15 protein-coding genes, 3 tRNA genes, 1 rRNA gene and 1 pseudogene are annotated in these 19077 nt (G+C 46.2%); 4 read left to right on the forward strand and 16 right to left on the reverse strand.

Annotation, left to right across the window (positions count from 1 at the left end; genetic code table 11):
• Window positions 1-6: 6 nt before the first annotated feature.
• From AC07KQ_RS09035 to AC07KQ_RS09050, 4 genes are all read right to left on the reverse strand, one after another.
• Window positions 7-1473, reverse strand: a complete 1467-nt coding sequence (locus AC07KQ_RS09035) for a peptide MFS transporter (RefSeq protein WP_003566109.1) — start codon at window positions 1471-1473, stop codon at window positions 7-9.
• Between the two features lie 351 nt (window positions 1474-1824).
• Window positions 1825-4143: an ABC transporter ATP-binding protein/permease gene (locus AC07KQ_RS09040; protein ID WP_173959215.1), complete on the reverse strand. Its 2319-nt coding sequence runs from the start codon at window positions 4141-4143 to the stop codon at window positions 1825-1827.
• Window positions 4144-4569: 426 nt separating this feature from the next.
• Entirely contained in the window at window positions 4570-4944 is a 375-nt protein-coding gene (locus AC07KQ_RS09045) for a hypothetical protein (RefSeq protein WP_003566829.1), read from the reverse strand.
• A 139-nt stretch (window positions 4945-5083) separates the two neighbouring features.
• The gene (locus AC07KQ_RS09050; RefSeq protein WP_003566828.1) at window positions 5084-5506 is read right to left on the reverse strand and encodes a hypothetical protein; all 423 of its coding nucleotides are present in this window, start codon (window positions 5504-5506) and stop codon (window positions 5084-5086) included.
• Window positions 5507-6068: 562 nt separating this feature from the next.
• On the opposite strand from AC07KQ_RS09050, the pseudogene AC07KQ_RS09055 reads away from it, so the two are divergent.
• A pseudogene (locus tag AC07KQ_RS09055) lies at window positions 6069-7391 on the forward strand (MFS transporter); the annotation flags it as partial.
• 10 nt (window positions 7392-7401) lie between these two features.
• Here the strand turns inward: AC07KQ_RS09055 and AC07KQ_RS09060 are convergent.
• Window positions 7402-8400 carry an IS30 family transposase gene (locus tag AC07KQ_RS09060; protein ID WP_016377049.1) on the reverse strand — a complete coding sequence of 333 codons (999 nt, stop codon included), beginning with the start codon at window positions 8398-8400 and terminating at the stop codon, window positions 7402-7404.
• A gap of 312 nt (window positions 8401-8712) precedes the next feature.
• Between AC07KQ_RS09060 and AC07KQ_RS09065 the strand changes: the two genes are divergently transcribed.
• The gene (locus AC07KQ_RS09065; RefSeq protein WP_173959217.1) at window positions 8713-9849 is read left to right on the forward strand and encodes an alpha-L-fucosidase; all 1137 of its coding nucleotides are present in this window, start codon (window positions 8713-8715) and stop codon (window positions 9847-9849) included.
• Window positions 9850-9957: 108 nt separating this feature from the next.
• On the opposite strand, the gene AC07KQ_RS09070 is transcribed toward AC07KQ_RS09065, so the two are convergent.
• The 8 genes from AC07KQ_RS09070 to AC07KQ_RS09105 all read right to left on the reverse strand — a co-directional run bounded on the left by AC07KQ_RS09070 (window position 9958) and on the right by AC07KQ_RS09105 (window position 16509).
• The gene (locus tag AC07KQ_RS09070) at window positions 9958-10275 is read right to left on the reverse strand and encodes a thioredoxin domain-containing protein (protein WP_003566825.1); all 318 of its coding nucleotides are present in this window, start codon (window positions 10273-10275) and stop codon (window positions 9958-9960) included.
• Between the two features lie 171 nt (window positions 10276-10446).
• On the reverse strand, window positions 10447-12114 hold the full coding sequence (locus tag AC07KQ_RS09075; RefSeq protein ID WP_173959218.1) for a phosphoenolpyruvate carboxykinase (ATP): 1668 nt from the start codon (window positions 12112-12114) through the stop codon (window positions 10447-10449).
• Window positions 12115-12328: 214 nt separating this feature from the next.
• Complete coding sequence (locus AC07KQ_RS09080) at window positions 12329-12496, reverse strand: FeoB-associated Cys-rich membrane protein (protein WP_003566823.1); 168 nt, start codon at window positions 12494-12496, stop codon at window positions 12329-12331.
• A gap of 35 nt (window positions 12497-12531) precedes the next feature.
• Window positions 12532-14643, reverse strand: a complete 2112-nt coding sequence (gene feoB / locus AC07KQ_RS09085; RefSeq protein WP_016388561.1) for a ferrous iron transport protein B — start codon at window positions 14641-14643, stop codon at window positions 12532-12534.
• Entirely contained in the window at window positions 14630-15121 is a 492-nt protein-coding gene (locus tag AC07KQ_RS09090; protein WP_003579810.1) for a FeoA family protein, read from the reverse strand. The genes feoB and AC07KQ_RS09090 overlap by 14 nt, the downstream gene beginning before the upstream one ends.
• Before the next feature lie 199 nt (window positions 15122-15320).
• Window positions 15321-16073: an SGNH/GDSL hydrolase family protein gene (locus AC07KQ_RS09095; protein WP_003594984.1), complete on the reverse strand. Its 753-nt coding sequence runs from the start codon at window positions 16071-16073 to the stop codon at window positions 15321-15323.
• 287 nt (window positions 16074-16360) lie between these two features.
• A tRNA-Thr gene (locus AC07KQ_RS09100) sits at window positions 16361-16433 on the reverse strand.
• A gap of 4 nt (window positions 16434-16437) precedes the next feature.
• Window positions 16438-16509, reverse strand: a tRNA-Glu gene (locus tag AC07KQ_RS09105).
• A 174-nt stretch (window positions 16510-16683) separates the two neighbouring features.
• On the opposite strand from AC07KQ_RS09105, the gene AC07KQ_RS09110 reads away from it, so the two are divergent.
• Together AC07KQ_RS09110 and AC07KQ_RS09115 are read left to right on the forward strand one after the other, a co-directional pair.
• Complete coding sequence (locus tag AC07KQ_RS09110; RefSeq protein WP_016379264.1) at window positions 16684-17322, forward strand: NAD(P)-dependent oxidoreductase; 639 nt, start codon at window positions 16684-16686, stop codon at window positions 17320-17322.
• A gap of 38 nt (window positions 17323-17360) precedes the next feature.
• Window positions 17361-17873 (forward strand): MucBP domain-containing protein, encoded by a 513-nt coding sequence (locus AC07KQ_RS09115; RefSeq protein WP_003575678.1) that lies wholly within the window; start codon window positions 17361-17363, stop codon window positions 17871-17873.
• Between the two features lie 152 nt (window positions 17874-18025).
• Here the strand turns inward: AC07KQ_RS09115 and AC07KQ_RS09120 are convergent, their stop codons facing one another.
• From AC07KQ_RS09120 to rrf, 3 genes are all read right to left on the reverse strand, one after another.
• Complete coding sequence (locus tag AC07KQ_RS09120; protein ID WP_003566817.1) at window positions 18026-18550, reverse strand: hypothetical protein; 525 nt, start codon at window positions 18548-18550, stop codon at window positions 18026-18028.
• 168 nt (window positions 18551-18718) lie between these two features.
• Window positions 18719-18791 (reverse strand) — tRNA-Asn (locus AC07KQ_RS09125).
• Window positions 18792-18799: 8 nt separating this feature from the next.
• Window positions 18800-18916 (reverse strand): 5S ribosomal RNA (gene rrf / locus AC07KQ_RS09130).
• Window positions 18917-19077: the final 161 nt, after the last annotated feature.

The following is a 19077-nucleotide window of genomic DNA, read 5'->3' on the forward strand; positions in this document are numbered from 1 at the left end:
CGAAGCCTAATTAACACCTTGCATTAATTTTTCGATCCGTGGTGTGAAGAAGGCTAGGACAACCGCAAAGCCAACGGACACCAAACCCACAATGGCGAAATAAGCCACCTCGTGATTTGGCGTATAAAACCGGACAATCTGCGCATTCACGGCTTGTGCCGAGGCATCAGCTAAGAACCACATGCTCATCATTTGTGACGAATAAGCTTTCGGTGCCAGTTTGGTTGTGACTGACAAGCCAACCGGGGAAATTAACATTTCCCCGATTTCAACAATCGCCCAACTCATGACCAGCCATAATGGTGAAACTTTGGCGCTGCTGCCAAACAGCATCACTGGGATAACCATCCATAAATAAGAGGCACCCGCAAAAATCAAACCAAGATAAAACTTTTTCGGCGATGTCGGTTGCCGTTTACCGAGTTTCATCCATAACCATGCAAAAAGCGGCCCATAAAGCAAAATAAACAATGGATTTAAAGTTTGAAAATTACCAGGGAGAATTTTAAAAAAGCCAAAATCCAGCTTTGTCTGTTGGGCCGCAAAAAGCGCCAACACGACAGACCCTTGTTCTTCAATGGCCCAAAAAATCATTGCTGCTAAAAACAGCGGGATATAGGCAATCACCCGTGATCGTTCAGTCTTCGTGACTTTTTTACTACGAATCATGAGCACAAAGTACCAAATCGGCAAGCCAATCGCGATTAAGGTAATCAGGCTGATCACGTTGGCAATCGTCAGCGCATTGAACCCGGCCATCGCCAGTAAAATGACACCCACAGCTGCAATTGCTACCACCACACGGATCACCAACGGGCGAACATCTTCAGGCTTCAACGGATCAGGTGCAGTATTGTCAGCTGGGTTAATATATTTACGCCCGTCAATCACGTAAAAGATCAGGCCGACAAACATACCAATGGCTGCTAGCGAAAAACCAGCATGAAAATTGACTTTATCCGCCATCCACGGAACAAAAATAGGTGCAATGAGCGATCCGAAGTTGATCCCCATGACGAAGATACTAAAGCCAGAATCGCGTCGCAGGTCATCTTCCGGATACAGACTACCGACCATTTCAGACACATTGGGTTTTAATAAGCCCGTGCCCAGAACGATTAAAACAATCGAGCCAAACAGTCCAGTCGCCCCAATTGGCAATGACAAAACAATGTGGCCTAGCATGATCAACACGCCGCCCCAAAAAACGGTTCGCCGTGAGCCTAACAACCGATCACTAATGAAGCCGCCGATTGTAGCACTTAAATAAACCAGTGACCCATAAATCGACATGATCGATAACGCAGTCGGCTGATCAAAACCCAAGCCGCCCTTCTCCACCGCGTAATACATGTAGTAGATCAGAATTGCCCGCATGCCATAGTAACTGAACCGCTCCCAGAATTCAGTCATCGACAGGGTTAATAGCCCCCGGGGATGCCCCATAAACGTGCGATCCTTTGAATTATTCAATTGAAATACATCCTCTCACTAGGAAATGATCCCCTAGCTGCTCTCATGGCACTTCCCTCAAAATGCCAATCAATAAACTATCATTATAGATGTATTTTTTGGTGAAGACAAATAGGCAAGAGCGTGAGCTGGTCCGAGTAGAAACCGGAGCATAAAGTGGCCGCGTTCCTTATGTGTAGGTTTCTGAGCCAGCGAACGCGTTTATGAAGAGCGTGAGCTGGCTCAGTTAAAAAACCAGCACCAAAGCAAAAAAACTGAGTCAACATTCCCAGATGACCGCCTGTTCGTCAAAAACGGTGTGTGGCGCAAATCATCGAGATATGTTGCTCAGTTCTTTTACCTAAATATGCGTTAATCCGCGCGTAAAGCAATCGCAGCGTCTTTGTTGGCTGCCATGCGGGCAGGAATATGACCGCCGAGGACAGTCAGGATGGTACTAATAAGAATGAGGATCACGGCATGAATCGGATTAAGTTGCGCGACATTCGGCAACTCTGTCATGCTATAAAGAATGGCATTGATTGGGAAGGTCAATAACCACGCGATAATGATCCCTAGAATACCGGAACTAACGCCAAGGATAATCGTTTCAGCATCAAACACACGCGTGATATCCTTACGCCGTGCACCCAAAGCCTTCAGTACCCCAATTTCCTTCGTCCGTTCAAGCACGGAAGTATACGTCAGAATTGCAATCATGATCATCGAGGTCACCAGTGAGATGCCAGCGAAGGCCACTAGGACGATAGTAATGGCTGACATAATGCCACCGGTCATGCTGGAAATTGTCCCCGCTAAATCTGTATAGACAACCTGATCGGCTTTTTTCTTACCGCGATTGAATTTATCAAGATAACTCAGAATCTTGTCTTTATCCTTGAAACTGGTTGGATAAATCGTAATCTGCGTGGGTGTTTCCGAACCGCCTAATGCCGTGATCAACTGATCCTTAGTCGCTTTGTCCACACTTTGATTGGTAAAAATGTTCACGTCACTGGCTCGTTGTGCCTTGACGACATCAGAGTCTTTGTTCAATGCCACAAGATCTTTTGTTAACCGATCAGAATAAGCAAACCCTTGGCTAAGCAAGCCATCACTTGTTTTCGAGCGCGTCCGCAGAACACCAGCCACCGTCAGTTCGCGGTTGTCGTTTTGTTTATAAGCATTTGCGTAATCTTTCGTTGGGACATAGACATTGCCAGCAACATTCTGGTAATAGGCATTATTCGAGATTGCCTTGATCTTAGTGCCAACAATCTGGTTAAATTTCACTTTTTGACCATCTTTAACATCAAAACCGAGGTTCTTCAAAGCATTGATGTTCGTCGAGTTGTCCCGATCAACAATCAGAATAACATCCCCATCATGCTTCGGATAACTACCGGCAACAACCTCATAATTTTTCTTCAGATAACTGGTACCGCCTTCTCGATCAACCGGATAAACTGATGAACTAGCGCTTGCCAAGCCACGTTGAGTTTGATTACTGCTTGGCTTAGCTGTCGAAAATTGGACTGGCTTGATGGTACCATTCACGTCACGTAACAGATTCATACCAGTGCCATAAGTGTAGCCAATGTTGTCGGTTAGTTTCTTGCTAATGCCATTAACATAATCAATATACTTTTGATTTAACTTATTGGTGTGCTGCGCCTTATCACTAGCACTTTGCTTAGCCACAACTGTTGAGGTTGTTTTAAAAGTCGATGTCTTTGTATTATCCGCCGCTCCCGCTGTTAAGCTAGTGGCGTTAGTCGAGATCGTAATCGGGAATTGCGCCAAAGTCTCCGCTTGCGTATTATCAATCTGTTTTTGAAAGCCCGAGGAAAGTGCTAAAACCACGGCAATGCCAATAATCCCAATACTGGAAGCAAATGCCGTCAAAAAAGTGCGACCTTTTTTGGTCATAATATTAGTAAATGACAATTTAAGCGCCGTGAAATAACTCATTTTGGTGCGATGCAGGTCAAAGCTGGCAGTTTTTTCTTCGTCTTTGAATGGCCGTGAGTCAGAAAGAATTTTGCCATCCTTGAATTCAATCGTCCGTTCTGCATATTCATGCGCCAGTTGAGGATTATGCGTGACCATGATTACCAACCGCTCGCGAGATAAATCAGCGATTAAGCGCATAATTTCTTCACTAGTTTCGGTATCTAGTGCTCCCGTCGGCTCATCGGCCAATAGAATCGACGGCTCCGAGACAATTGCACGCGCAATGGCCACCCGTTGCATCTGGCCGCCGGAAAGTTGATTGGGTTGCTTACCCATATGTGCCTTCAAACCGACCTTCGTCAAAGCAGCCTCGGCCTTTTTACGGCGGTCTGTTGCTGACACACCACTCAAAGTCAGACCAAGTTCAACGTTTTCCAAAATACTCAGATGCATAATCAGATTGTAGCTTTGAAAAATAAACCCAACCGAGTTATTACGATAGGCATCCCAATCGGCTTCTTTAAAATTTTTGGTTGATCGCCCGTGTAAGAGCAAATCACCGGAATCATAACGATCAAGGCCACCGATTACATTCAGTAACGTCGTTTTCCCCGACCCACTGGGGCCCAAAATGGCGACAAATTCTTGTTCCCGGAATTGAACTGAGACATCGTCAAGCGCTTTGGTCGTATAGTCGCCTGTCTGGTAATATTTTTTAATATGTTTTAAGTCTAGCAATCGTTGTTCTCCCCTTAATGCGTTTTCTGAAATAGAAAATAGTTGAAACGTTCGCTCGCAATCGTGATCTCCAAGCGGGTGTTAACGGCTAATCACTGATCGCACTTTTCTGCCTACGCCAAATCACGCGTTATATTAATGGTGCCCGTTTATACTTTGGAATGAAATAACTTGCCATATCTTAGCATACTTATGAACTACTTGATAATCAGCCCATGGTCTGAATTGGTGCGCTAGTCTAAAAAACGCGCTACTATTTCTCAATGAGATGTCACGCGCAAACTAATCATGCCGCTAACTATCGTTGCATTTAAACGCCAACGATGAGTCGATACCGGTCATGAGCAAAAAGTGGATACGAAAAAACCGAGCCGGGCTACCTGTTCAACAGGTTTGCGGTTCGGTGAATGCATATGTCAGCACTGATTAAGTGGGCTCCCTCAGTAACGGCTGCCAATAAATCAAATCCAGACTATGATCCGGATAGATGTAATAACTAATATTTAATTTTGCGAAAGGATTCGCCATTGCGGCAAGATAAATGGGTTGCGGAGCGTGAGCCAACCCAGCGACTGCGACCAGAATATACTTTGCCATCTGCTCAAATAAAGGTTGTGTGAGCCCAGTGGTTAGCTGAAATTCCAAGTCGACATAAATGAGTTCGCGGGTTTGTCGAGTAAGCGTGATGCGATGAATCGGCATGCCGCCAAAATTACCTTCACGATTGAGATCATCGACCATGCGCTTAATTTGTCTGTGCTTAAACTGTGGCCGCGCAAACATCATGCGCCAAACTGCCATGCCGTCATCCCCTTCTTTGAACGCACTCGCTGGCGCAGAAACCTGCGTGGCACGGTCTCAATCACGTTGAGACTTCGGTTTCTAACCGCGCCAGTTCTAGCTTTGCCTCTATTATGCCACAAAGAAGCGGGTGATCGGCTTAAAAAATTGGGTCGAGGATTTTTGAGAAAGCTGTATCGATCTCAGCTCGAGCAGCCTGTTGTTCGGCTAAACCAGCGGCAAATCGGTCATGATCTACTTTGTCAGTGCCGATTGCTTGAAGCATGTTCAAAACACCGCCACGAATACCGCGCAAACCATTCACCAGTACTTTGTGGAAGGCCGCATAATTACAAGGTGCTGCTTCCGCATCCACACTGTCAACGAATGTACAAAATTTCATCACATTCTTGGTGAAGTACAAACGCAAATGATCGAGACTTTCACTTGCATAGCAATTTCCTTTCTCGATGTTTTTGCACGTGTGCACATATTCCTTAAAAACGGTTTCAAAAACAAGCAGTCGTTCCAAGTTCTGGTTCACAACTTCAACATAGTTTGGTTCTTGGCATCGTGTATGCATTTCATAGTCCCCCCTAGTCTTGTGACTTCATCAACTTACGCTCTTAATTATACCCACTAATGTCTTATAATCAATATAATTATTGTCTAATATTTAAATACCTAACGTTATATAACCCTCCAAAAGCCTATTATTATTACGATTTGCAAACATGACAGCAGTCTGTGAAAACCTTTTTCCTTGATATTGCACGCAATCTATTCAATTATGAAAACTTGTTTTATTTGAGTTGTGCCCCCATGTCTTGACAGACAACTAATTGTGATTTTCATGTTTCATGGCCAGTTGCACTGAAAATAAGATAACAAAAATATTTTTTAAATATTGACAATTTATATCTTAATATTTGACTTCCGGATGCTTGATCTGATTGGCAATTTGAATTTTGCGCCATTAGTTGTTAATTCAGTTACTTTAAAAGAACCTTTCAACAACGTTTCCTCGCAAGTTCGCAGAACATCACCTATAATTTAATCAAGCTGTTCGGTGTTATCCATACAAACATGGGTTACGCACTCTGGCTTTTGCAAGCGCACCGAGACGGCTATCTGGGAGGAACGTTATGAAAGGTTATCCAAAGCAATATCCGCTCGATCGACAGACTTTATTTGGGATCAACACTATGGGGTTAATGAGCACAACAGCTTATTATTTATACACGGCAGTTCTGATGATGTTCATAACTGACTACTCAGGGATCTATTCCGGTGTACCCGGCAAAGCCGCTGCTGTGGCAACGACCCTGTTATTTGTTGGCCGGTTATGGGACGCTGTTAACGACCTCTGGACTGGCTATCTGATCGATATATCGCCGCGAACCCGGTGGGGAAAGTTTAAACCATACGTGTTAATAGGCAGTTTGTTAGCCGGTATTTTGGGTATGATGCTTTTTCACATTCCCCAAAACTTCTCCAATTTCGGTAAAGAGGTTTACCTCTATATCGTTTATTTTCTCTTTATGTTTGCTGCCACGATTATTGTGACGGTTCCGTTGACCAGTACCATGTCAGCCGACCAGGAAGTGCGTGCAAAGTTAATTTCATGGCCACGGATCACCAGCAATATTGTCGGGGTGGTTTTCGCCTTCTTCATGGCGATCGCAACGTATCTAGGGACAAAGCGCAACCCCAATATTCCCTTAACTGTCGATCTGATCGTCATACCATTTCTGATTTTGTCGTTGATCGGCATTGTCATGGTCAAAGAAGGTCCGGTTACCGAGGAGGCTAAGCCGCCAAGATTGCGAGATATTGGTCAGATGATCAAGATCAATCACCCTTTCCGTATCAACTTGTACTTTACCTTTGTCGGTGGGTTTGTTTGGGCATTACTGACCGCAACCTCGCTTTATTACATCAAGTATGCCTTTGGGGTGAAAAATCTCGGCACACAGTCCATGTATTTTGGCCTGCTAACCTTGATCACACTGGTCGCAGGCACTCTTATTTCTCAAAAAGCAATGCAGTACATTTCGGCTATTCGCGGTGTTCAGTGGTGCTATCTGGCCATGGCACCGTTTCTAGTCATCATGTTTATCATTAATGAAATTCATGTCATTGATAATCCGTGGGTCTTCTACTTACTCATCGGTATTGTCATGACCATCGCCGGAGCACAGTTTGTCCCTGCCAATTTAATCATTATGGAAACAATGGACTACAACCGACTCAAACTTAATGCTGGTATGGAAGCGACTATCAATGCCGTGAATATGTTTCTGCAAAAACTGCAATCAGGACTAGCCACAATCGGCGTCGGTGCTGCACTACTGATCGTTGGTTACAACGCCCAAACGCTTGAAAAGGCAACGCATGTGCCAGGCAACTTGTTGCAAAGTTTAGGCGTTGTCCTCTTCGCTATTCCTGCTGTGTTTTCTTTTTTAGCCTGACGAATTGTCAACTCAAGTGCAACTTTTTACCCATGAAGACTTCTGATGGCGTCTTCCAGCCTAAGACCTTGCGTGGTCGATTATTCAGTTGTTCAATGTAAGTCTCAATTTCCTGGTCGCTCTGAAGGTCTAGGTCTGTGTTCTTGGGAAAGTATTCTCTAATCAGTCCGTTGGTGTTTTCGTTAGTTCCTCGTTGTTGAGGCGCGTGTGGGTCAGGAAAGAAGACCTTTGTATTCAGACGTTCTGCCAGCTCCCTGTACCGGGCAAACTCCCTTCCACGGTCAGGAGTCACTGTTCTTACTCGGTTAGCTGGTAAGGCACCAAGCAGCTCAATCATGACGTCTCTAACAGTGTCAGCTTTTGCGTTGGCCGTTCGCTTCGAAAGCAGATAGCGTGATTTACGGTCAACTAATGTTACTAATGCAGAGTGTCCTGTTTTACCGCGTACTGTATCGCCTTCCCAGTGACCAAACCAGCTGCGATTTTCTGCCGACCGGGGTCGGTCGTGAATTGATGGCACGTCATTGAAGCGCCCCCGGCGTTCATTTATGGTGCCTTTGATTTTGCGCGTCTTGCCTCGGTGTCGAAGCAGCCTTGGTAGCCCGCGAGCACCATGGCTCTTCAATGGAACACCGAGATTATCTAGGTAGATACCTCTGTAGATAGTCGAATAGCTGATGCGAATAGGACTGCCTTCTAGTGACAAGCGACCGGCAATCTGCTCAGGCGACCAATGTAGCACCGTGATATATCGAATGACAGCGTCACGAGTCCCCGGTCGATCGAGGATCCGAGGACGCCTGCTAGCCAAGCGAACCCGCCGGTAGCGGTCCTGAGCGGTGGCTGCCGAATAGTTCCGCCAGCCGCCGTTACGTGCAATTTCACGGCTGACTGTACTCTTGGAACGACCTATCTCTTTGGCGATGGTATCAAGAGTTTTGCCTGTAGAGATACCAAGCAGTATCGATTCACGGTCTTTTAAGGTAAGATGGGTGTACGGACTCATAGTCGAGTTCTCCTTGTAGTTGGTCTTGTGGTGATTCCATTTTACAAGGACTCAGGCTATGAGTCTTTTCTATTTGACTAATTTGTTGCACTTGAATTGTAAATCCGTCCTATCTGATTGCCCGCCATTATCCATTGCAAGGTGCCGCTCGTGATGAGATGTACGCTGCTCTAGCTGCTAAACGGGTGACGAATACGCAGTCATCAAAATCTAAATGATGCATCCATCAATCATTTAACTGGCAACACTTTTTCGACCTGAGCAGAAGTGACAGCTTTCGACGTGTATCATGCTCTCAAGGAGACGATCTTCATGACCAAACCTTCAGCTGTTAATATTCATCGCACTAATCCACCAGACTGGTTTAAACAAGCGGATTTCGGCATCATCATTCACTGGGGACCCTATAGTGTGCCAGCTTACGCGCCAGTTAATATTCCTGATTACGGCACTTTAATCAAAACCAAATCATTAGGTTATTTGTTTGAACATCAACCTTATGCGGAGTGGTATGGCAACAGCATGTTATTGCCAAACAGCCCCGTAGCAGCCTATCACCGGACGCATTATGGCAACACCTCTTATGCAGATTTCGCAAAAACGTTCAAGCAGACCGCCCAGAATGTCGATGTGCAGGCCTGGGCCGCAGCATTTGCCAATGCTGGCGCCAAATATGTCGTGATCGTTACAAAGCACCACGACGGCTTTGTCATGTTTGATCCGCACACCAAGAATCCGTACGAACCTGACTATCATTTGAACTTCGACTTTGTCGGTGAACTGGCCCAAGCTGTTCGTGCCCACGGAATGCGTTTTGGAACCTATTATTCATCTTTATTGGACTGGACTTTCCCGCATCTGCCAATCAAAGATTACGGCAGCTTTCTATTGGGCAACGACAAAAGCCAAACTTACAAAGATTATGTATGGCATCAGTGGCACGAATTGATTGATCGATATCACCCAGATGTGCTTTGGAGCGATATCGGCTACCCAGATGATCACCGCTTGGAAACGCTGTTCAAGTATTATTATCAACAAGTCCCAGAAGGTTTAGTGAATGACCGCTGGCAACAATTTCCTGATTGGATGCGAACCAGTTGGATACGACCGATTTTCAATCTCGTTGCGGCGCAGGTTATTAAACGTGACCAACATCACTCAGACGATCTCAGCGAGGTTAAGTTCTATGACTACCGCACCCTTGAATATCGTACTGACTGGCCGCAAACAAATCGTTATTTCGAAATGACACGCGGCATGGACAAAAGTTTTGGTTATAACCGCCTCAGTCGGCCAGAGGACTATATTACTGCAGATGACATCAAGCAATTGATCGCAGAGCTTAGGTCTAAACGCGGTCGACTTTTACTCAATGTTGGTCCGGATATGAACGGCCAAATACCATCTGCCCAGCTCAGCATTCTTCAACAGTTAAGCGATAGGTAGTGGCGTATCTAAAATCATGCCCAGTTTCCTCGTCATGATCATGCAAATCAAAAAGCACCTGACCGCACAAAAACGGTTAGGTGCTTTTTCATGTCAGAAGCTGAAGCCTTACCCAAGTTGATTAATAGCTGTCCAGCTAGCCAACGCTTCAGGTCGGAAACCGCTCCATGTTGCCAATACATCACCCGTCGCATCGTCGCGAACGCGCACAACTGGAAAACGATCATATCCGGCCTCACGAAATTTGACAATTTTTTGGTGACTCCACGCCCGTTTTAACGGATCATTGGCGTTAATATCAACAAGGTTTGATTCACCTCGGTGGTTCGTCGTACGAAAATGTTGACCGTGTTCTGCGAGCCAGCGTTTGGTGAGCCGGCATGACTCGCAGTTAGGCTTTTCATAAATCACAAAATGAATCGCCATACGCTGCACTCCTTTGCATGACGCTGCCATCTTTTTAGTGCAATGGGCTGCGTGTATTGAGGTTAGCTTTACTATCCCCTATTTTAATCATTCATGCAATGCGTATGGGTTTGTCCATGGTTAAATGACGATGGTTACCATCCTAAAACTTGGGGGGTGGGTCTACCTTGCTCACATTGCGGCGGCTTGTTGGTCAAGGGCAGCGATGACGTCTTCAAGCGCACGGCTGGCATCAATAGGCAAACGATCATAACCATCATGGTCAACGTCTTTAGTCGCAATAAACGCCAACCTATCTTCCAAACGTTGACGGAGACGAGCGCGATAATCGTTGTCGCCAAAATCAACATTAAAACCGGATAACGGCAGATACCGCATCTTTGGTAGCAGGCCAAATGGTTTGAAGGCAGCTGTTTCGTCAACAATCTTGGCAATCGCGCCTAACGTATCGGCTGGTTTCACATTTTGACCGTTGTAAGAACCAGTATTCAAAATATAACAAGCTGTTTGGCGTTGTTCAAAGAGTTGGTGGAAATCTTGATAATCCTCCCCCAACGGATAGCTGCGGAATGGGTTCGCAAACGGTTCGATGACAAGATGATCACGATCAACATCACCGATAACGTTTTCCGCTGTTGAGCGTTTGGTTGCCAGCGTCACGCCAAAAGCAGCGGCAAGATCAGGATCTTCCAGTTTCACCACCGGCGGCAAGGTATCATCCTTCATGATCCAGAAAATAGCATCGATACTCTCCGTAAGATGATCCACGCGATTCGGCGTGACGTAACGTGACTTCACGGTTCGTCCATTGCCGTTGCGAATATCTTGCGTCACCAGCGTTTTCTTACCAGCGGCATCTAGGGTCACCCCAACATTTTGAACCGTCAGAAAATACTGAATGCCCGGATCACTCAACGGATAATCCTGAGTTTTATCAAAATATGAAGGCTCAAGCGCCGTTGTTGCACCCGTTTGTCGATCAATCACAAAGGCATCGTCATGTAAGACCTTCACGGGATACTGATCGCCATGACTGGCCAACGTGATCGTTGACTTGCCGGAACCGGACAAGCCAAACGCTGCCATCGTAAAATCGCCGTCCTGTCGCGTATATTGTTTCATACCGCCATGACAGGCGACAAAACCATTCCGATGCGCTGTCGCCCACGCAAGCGTCAACGTGCCTTTTTTCAACTCGCCAAAGTAGCGTAAGCCTAACACGATGGCGGCATTATGCGTTGGATCAAACACGGCCAACCCGTTTGGATACGCCGGATCATGCCAATCGGGATCGGCATAAAGGTAAATATCATCTTCTGGAAGTGGGCGCGATTGTTCATATTCAGCATTGCGTTTTGGCGTATCAATTTGAAAATTCAGCAAGTACGTATACAAATTATTTGCATACGCCTCAGGCAACATCAAATGCGCCTTGATAGCAAAATCAGAGGACAAGCCAACAGTGACATCCCCACGGAGAAAAGTCTTGCGACTCCCTAAAAAGACAGCTTCCCGAGCAATCGCCGCCAGTTTAGTCTCATCCACATCAGGCTGACCAATAATCTGGCGGGCAGCTGCCGTCCGACCAACTACACGGCCGTCATTAGCCACTAATACCTTGGCATCTGGCGGCAATCCCAGTTCAGCCGTATGTTTGATCGGTAAATCCGTGATAATCACACCCGGCGCTGTTTTGGCTAAAGCATAGGCTTGGGCGATGGTAGTAACCTGCTTCACATTCTCCCCGTAAAATGCTGTTTCAACCGTGGCCTTAAGCGCTGAAAAATAGCCGCTCTGACTGGTGATGTCACTGCTTGAAAAACTTTGCTTACTTGTCATGGTTGAATCCCCCTCTTTGAACGTGCTCTTCAGCCCAGGCTGAATCACGCACTATCTTTTTAACAACATGGATGCCAAATGAAAATGTTTGCATGGTTCAATTATACCGAGACGAAGCAGCGGACGCGAGTTTTAAAAAACCCAAACTAGCGATTTGCTTCACTAGTCTGGGCTCGCGCGTTGTTAGCTGTGATACGTTAAAAAATCATGCGGGTTAAGCCTTCCGCCGATTGTTCGCCTGCACCATTTTCGCATGATCGATCAGCGGGCATCCGACTTCTTCACATTGGCTACAACCAGCCTTATTTTTTTTGAAAAATGTACGGTATGCTACAACCGCAATAATTAAAACAACGATACCGCCAATAATCCATGTTGCCATGAGCTAAGACTCCCTTTTTTAAATGAGTTGACAAGTTAATAACTTGAAGCAATTGCCGGAACCGGCCGTTTGATTAACAGCCCATAAACAATGAGTAAAATTGCGACTAAAACTAGCCCGATGCTCATGACACTGGCTTGGCCGGATACCACGAGACTGCCTTGATAAATCAACATCGTGAGAAGATAAGCCACGCCAGTTTGATAGCCCACGGCACGCCATGTCCACCGTGCATCACCAAACTCCTTGTACATCGTACCAATCGCCGCAAAACATGGGGCACACAGCAGATTGAAAACCAAAAAGGCATATCCTGCCATCGCCGGATAGGTAGCGCGCAAGGCCTGCCCAAAGCCGCTGGCACTGCCTGCCCCAAAACTGATATGTAAGGTACCGACACAATTTTCCTTCGCGATCAAACCGGCTAAAGTGGCCACGGTAGCATGCCAGTCGCCAAAACCCAGCGGTGCAAAAACCGGTGCAATGATGGTTCCTAACGCGCGCAGCATACTGTCATTTTCGTCAACCATCTGTAAACCGAAATTGAAATTAGATAAGAACCACAGCAACACGCACGACAGAAAGATAATAGTCCCTGCTTTCTGCACAAAAGCGCGTGCCCGCGACATGACACTGCGATACAAGTTGGTTAGGCGTGGCAAGTGATAGGCTGGCAACTCCATCACAAACGGCGCTGGTGGACCAGCAAATAAGGCTGTTTTTTTAAGAAAAATTCCCGAACAGATCACGGCAATGATCCCCATGAAATAAGCGGATGGTGCCACCCAACTGTTGCTTGGAAAGAACGTGCCGCTGACCAGCGCGATCACCGTCAACTTAGCTGAACACGGCATAAACGTCGTCAACATGATACTCATTCGCCGATCTTTTTCGCTTTCAATCGTCCGCGTCGCCATAATCCCAGGAACCCCGCAACCAGTCGCTATTAAAATTGGAATGAAGCTTTTACCGCTAAGATTAAACCGATGAAACAGCCGATCCATGACAAAAGCAATGCGGGCCATATAGCCGCAGTCTTCTAAAATACCCAAACATAGAAAAAGCATCATAATCTGCGGCAAGAAGCCCAATACGGATCCAATACCGCCAATCAGACCATCGACAATCAGACCGGATAGCCATGGGGCAACAGCCCAACTTTTCAAGGTGCCGCCGACGACACTTGGCAGCCAGCCACCAAAAACCGTGTCATTGAGATAATCACTGCCGATTGTACCAATGGTTTGAATCGATAAATAATAAACGGCCCACATGACCAAGACGAATATTGGCAAAGCCAAATACCGATCTGTCACAATGCGATCGATTTTGTCGCTCATCGACATCACAAAGTCATCTTTGTCAACCACACACATCGCAATGACGCGCGCAATGAAGTCATAACGGGCATTCACAATAATGCTATCGGTTGTATCATCAAACACATGCTCCGCCGTCCGTAAAATTTCATTAATCTGATGTTGTTCGTCTGAAGAAAAGGCCAATTGCTTGACCACTTGCGGATCTTTTTCAAAAACCTTAATGGCATACCACCGCAACCGATCGGCAGGCACCTTCTGGTCAATCACATCTTCAAGCATCGTCAGCGCCGATTCGAGTCGCGCATCATACTCAGGAAAGGCATAAGGCTTTGGTAGCGGCGCCTGAATGGTTTGCACCAACTCCTGTAAGGCAGCCGGTTTAGTTGCTGTCGTGGCAATGACAGGCACCTGTAATGCGTAACTCAGCTTTTTTAAATTAATCGTTCGATGGCCCGTTTTGACCAGCACATCCATCATGTTTAAAGCGACAATTAACGGCCGCCCGGTTTCCATAACTTGCAACGTCAAATAAAGATTACGCTCAAGGTTGGTTGCATCCACCACATTCAAGACCAAGTCTGGTTGATCATTTAGTAAAAAGTCGCGCGTCACGATTTCTTCACTGCTATAAGGTGACAATGAATAGGTGCCTGGAAGATCTTGAATGACTAAGGCATTATCCGCTTTCAGCCGGCCAGATTTACGCTCAACTGTCACCCCTGGCCAGTTACCAATATGCTGCTTAGCGCCGGTTAAGGCATTGAACAACGTGGTTTTCCCGCTGTTAGGATTGCCTACCAATGCTAACGTTTCACGTATCGCCATCGCTTGTCACCTCCGTCACCAGCACATGTGCCGCATCCTGCTTGCGAATGCTCAATTTGTAACCACGGACCGCTAGCTCAATCGGATCACCCAAAGGCGCAATCTGATGAATTTTGACCAACGTGCCTTTGGTGAGACCCATATCCATTAGGCGGTGACGCAACGGTGGATCCCCTTTAATCGTGCGGATCAAGCCTGCCTGCCGCAATGGCAGATCAGCCAAGGCAATGGCAGGGGTATCAGCATCCATGGCAAACGGTCGAACCACGAGTAACGAGGCAATTTCATCGCTAATTGCTAATCGCTGACCTTGAAAAAAAATCACCATGCCTGACAACTTGCTTGCAGGCTGAACCACGGTCACTTTTTTGCCCACGACTAAGCCCATTTCGGCAAGATGCCGCCGCAAAGCGCCACTGCCACCAACGCTCATCAGTAAGTAAGCGCCCGATTCCCGTACATCTATCAAGGCCTGCATCGCACTCATCCCGCTTTCGTCACCAATTTTGTGCTACTGGTAGCATAGCATGTTTTCGCACGAGCAAGGAAAAAAATCAAACAAATGCTAATCTGACAGGCCACTTTTGCATACATGGCCTTGCTCATAGGATTTGAAAAAGCGTCTGTGATCAGTCTCAAGTACTGCGCACAGACGCTAATCGTGACTCCAATTGACTTTATTTAACTTTCGCCAAAACCGCTTTTGCAACGGTTGCGACATAATGCGGCTGGCCCTCTGTGGTCGGGTGCGTTTTGTCCGCTACGAACCAATCATCATGGCCTTCTGACGCCTTGTGCCAATCAACAATGTGCAGATTTTGATAACGATGACTCATTGAAACAAGATCGCGATTAACTTCATCTGTCCAAGTCGTATCTGCATGGACATTAATCCAATATACCTGCCGCTTGCTGCCGAGAGTATTCATAATTGACGCGAACTCAGCATCGGTAAATGTGCCATTGCTTCCCAAGCCGATAATCACCGTGTCAGCAAGCTTGCCTGAAGCCGCTAATGATTTGAACAAATCCGGTGCTTCATAAATTTGTCGACTCACACCAGCATCAAAATAAATCTTCGGGAAAAGTTCCTTGTATAAATATTCGCTACCCAGCATGACCGAATCACCCACTGCTGTCACATCCAGTTGCTTGGCCGCTTGCACTTGATTAAAACTGAGGCCGTCAGCGGCAAAGTCTTTATAAACTGGATCTTTGGCCTTCTCAGAAGCTTGTGTTGCCTCCCGCATCTTTTTAGCCGAAGCTCGCGAGCGAACCGCTGCTTTAGAGCTTGAAGCAGAGGCGGCCGCCGCCTTTGCTTGTGCCTGTTGGTGAACTCCAAACCAAATACCGCCGCCCAATAACACAACAGCCAAGATGGCAATACCCCAGATGAGTCCCTTTTTCGATTTTGTTTCCTGTCTATGCATGCCGCACCCCTTCAAACAATTAAGTTACCGTATGATGATATCATAGAAAGTAGCATGAGTGCGCGAGCGATATATGTAATGCGTGGTGGTTAGTTCAGTGCTTAACCGAAGAAATGTTGATGACAAACGTCTGTCACGAATCAGTTTTGACCTCTTCACGCTGAGTTAATGGCGGCATGTCACTCGAATGAAGCTACACATTGAACAAAAAAATCCTTCCAGTTAATAACTGGAAGGACTAACGTGTTCAATGAGTGACGTTCCACGAAGAATCACTCATGAAAAGATGCCGGCTGCAGGAGTCGAACCTGTGACCCTCGGTTTACGATACCGATGCTCTACCAACTGAGCTAAGCCGGCATACTGACCCGTACGGGATTTGAACCCATGTTACCGCCGTGAAAGGGCGGTGTCTTAACCACTTGACCAACGGGCCATTGCTGAACAACAAGTAAGATTATACAGGAGCACTATCGCACTGTAAAGCATTTTTTGATGCTAAATGAGATCATTGGCAGAATCGTTTTCTAAGTTAAAATGATTGTCCATCTACTTTTTGTAAGTGTATCATGAAAAAGAAACGAATCGTCATGAAAGGATGTTGTTTTAGATGAAGATTGCGATTATTGGTGCCACAGGACATGCAGGTTCGGCTATTTTTAAGGAGGCCCTCAAACGAGGCCATGAAGTGACCGGTTATGTTCGCCATCCAGATAAAAGTGTTGGAATCTTGCCACCGGATGCAGATCTGATTCAACAAGATGCGTTCACGTTGACGCGCGAGCAGTTGACGGGTTATGACGCTGTTATTGATGCTTTTGCGACAACTGTTGAGCAAGCTTATCTCCACATTGATCTGGCCGACCACTTAATTCATGAGTTACGCAACACTGATAAGCCACGTGTGATTTTTATTCTCGGCGCAGGCAGTCTAAAGAATGGCGACCAGACATTGTATGATACACTAAAAAAAGATCCACACGCTGCTGCTTTTATTAATACACCATTGAATCAATTTCGGGAACTGCAGTTGTTACGGTGGACCGATAATGTAAACTGGCTTGGTATTTCGCCAAGCGCTAACTTTCAGCCTGGACCAGCTACAGCCTACGTACGTGGTAAAGACGAGCTGTTGAAAGATGATAGCGGCAAATCTGTCTTAAATAGCGGCACACTTGCCGTTGCCTTGCTAGATGAGCTCGAAAACCCGACCATCAAACAAGCACGCTTCACAGCTCGCAATGCTTAACCGCAACATTTTCTGGACATCACAGAGGAAGGGACATTTTGGCACAAGTAAAATTAACCATTCATTATGTTGATGAGACCGGCAAGTCGCTTGGACCTGAGAACCATCTAACGAACGCGGTGGGTCAGCGTTTTCGGCTAACGGCACCGACTCTGATTGGCTATAACTTTCAGAAGGCTGTTCTACCAGATGGCAGTGAGGTTGGCGATCCTACAGTGGTCGGAGTCATGACCAAAGATGAACAACAACTGATCTTTATTTACAGCGCAACCGCCTCTTTAACGTCACAGCCGACACCAGCAACATTGGTGATTAAATATGTGGATGAACATCAACAAGACTTACGTGATGTGCAGGTCTTGCACACAAAGACAGGTCATCAGTTTGAACTAACGGCACCTTTTTTCCCTGGTTATCAGTACCACCATGCATTACTGCCAGGTGGCATGGTGATGTCAGACCAGACAGTATCAGGCCGATTGATTCGCGCACATAACGAACTCATTTTCTCGTATCGCGTTCACTCACAAAATCACCCCAACAAGATTTAAGATCAAAAGCCATTTCTTCGGGAGTGGCTTTTCTTTTACATAAAAGTGCCTCTTACCTTTTCACACATTCGAGGTGCATTCTTATTAAAAAAACCTGCAACACAACATTCAGCTTTCGAATGATTGTGTTGCAGGTTAATCAATGCTCTGAGTCATTGTCCTGACAAGAAACTAGTTAAGGCGCTTGTTCCACCCTGTTGTTGCAGCGTTTTAGCATCTTGATAAGCCTGATAGTAATCGCCTGATGCAATCGCTTGGCGAATTGGCGTTACAGAACTCTCCTGAAAAAGCGCCGCAGCAGCCATTTCTGCTTGACTATGATTAACACCAGATGCCTTTTGTAAAAGTGAAGCAGCCTGATCTTGATCCTTAGCCGCAGCCATAATCGTACTCATTTTGGTTGCTTTCAACGTATCGGCAGCCCGTTGGATAGCTGCATCGGTTGTCGCATCACCAGTCTTTTGAGCTGTAATGCCGGAAACGAGACGAGCTTTAACTGCAGAATCAACAGGCGTGTCATTACCCGTCACATTACGAACCGTGTTATTCAGTTGAGGGAAAAAGAAAACCCCTGCGATAATGAGCAAGATCAACACACCCATGATAATTGAAAAGATCTTAAGTCCACGATGGGCGTGCTTTTTATTTTGTTGGCGTAATTGTAATCGATTGTCCATGTCTGTCACTTCTTTCATTTGTGATGGCTGGTACATATTATGAGAGTGATCGTACAGCGGGTCAAGTTAAACCAGTTATTCATGACTGGTCCAGCCTGTTCTTAATCCTTGTTTAAAGACCTGCAAATAATATTAAAAAAAGACACCCTTTGCAGGATGTCTCATGAGCTCCGGTTGTCAGGCTCGAACTGACGACAACCTGATTAACAGTCAGGTGCTCTACCAACTGAGCTAAACCGGAATAAAAAAGCGTGGCAGCTTCCTACCCTCGCAGGCAGTTTCCCACCAACTACTCTCGGCGTGAAGAAGCTTAACTTCTGTGTTCGGCATGGGAACAGGTGTATCCTTCTTGCTATCGCCACCACACTTATGAGAACTTTGCGCTCTCAAAACTGGCTATCATTGTTTAATTGCTGCCTTGAACTTAACGTACTTGTCATCGAAACGTGTTCGCAGTCGCAGAAACCTGCACATAAGGACCCTGACCGCAATGGCCAAAGCCCGGCCATCACGCTCAGGCCCGCTTA

The organism is Lacticaseibacillus sp. YLM2-1 (genome assembly GCF_056583465.1).

Bases quoted from the DNA above. Each gene is read 5' to 3' on its own strand.
- AC07KQ_RS09095 (WP_003594984.1), bottom strand. From the start codon at position 16,073: ATGCATAGACAGGAAACAAAATCGAAAAAGGGACTCATCTGGGGTATT.
- AC07KQ_RS09080 (WP_003566823.1), bottom strand. From the start codon at position 12,496: ATGGCAACATGGATTATTGGCGGTATCGTTGTTTTAATTATTGCGGTT.
- AC07KQ_RS09060 (WP_016377049.1), bottom strand. From the start codon at position 8,400: ATGAGTCCGTACACCCATCTTACCTTAAAAGACCGTGAATCGATACTG.
- AC07KQ_RS09075 (WP_173959218.1), bottom strand. From the start codon at position 12,114: ATGACAAGTAAGCAAAGTTTTTCAAGCAGTGACATCACCAGTCAGAGC.
- AC07KQ_RS09120 (WP_003566817.1), bottom strand. From the start codon at position 18,550: ATGGACAATCGATTACAATTACGCCAACAAAATAAAAAGCACGCCCAT.
- AC07KQ_RS09070 (WP_003566825.1), bottom strand. From the start codon at position 10,275: ATGGCGATTCATTTTGTGATTTATGAAAAGCCTAACTGCGAGTCATGC.
- AC07KQ_RS09110 (WP_016379264.1), top strand. From the start codon at position 16,684: ATGAAGATTGCGATTATTGGTGCCACAGGACATGCAGGTTCGGCTATT.
- AC07KQ_RS09090 (WP_003579810.1), bottom strand. From the start codon at position 15,121: ATGCAGGCCTTGATAGATGTACGGGAATCGGGCGCTTACTTACTGATG.
- AC07KQ_RS09045 (WP_003566829.1), bottom strand. From the start codon at position 4,944: ATGGCAGTTTGGCGCATGATGTTTGCGCGGCCACAGTTTAAGCACAGA.
- AC07KQ_RS09050 (WP_003566828.1), bottom strand. From the start codon at position 5,506: ATGCATACACGATGCCAAGAACCAAACTATGTTGAAGTTGTGAACCAG.
- AC07KQ_RS09065 (WP_173959217.1), top strand. From the start codon at position 8,713: ATGACCAAACCTTCAGCTGTTAATATTCATCGCACTAATCCACCAGAC.
- feoB (WP_016388561.1), bottom strand. From the start codon at position 14,643: ATGGCGATACGTGAAACGTTAGCATTGGTAGGCAATCCTAACAGCGGG.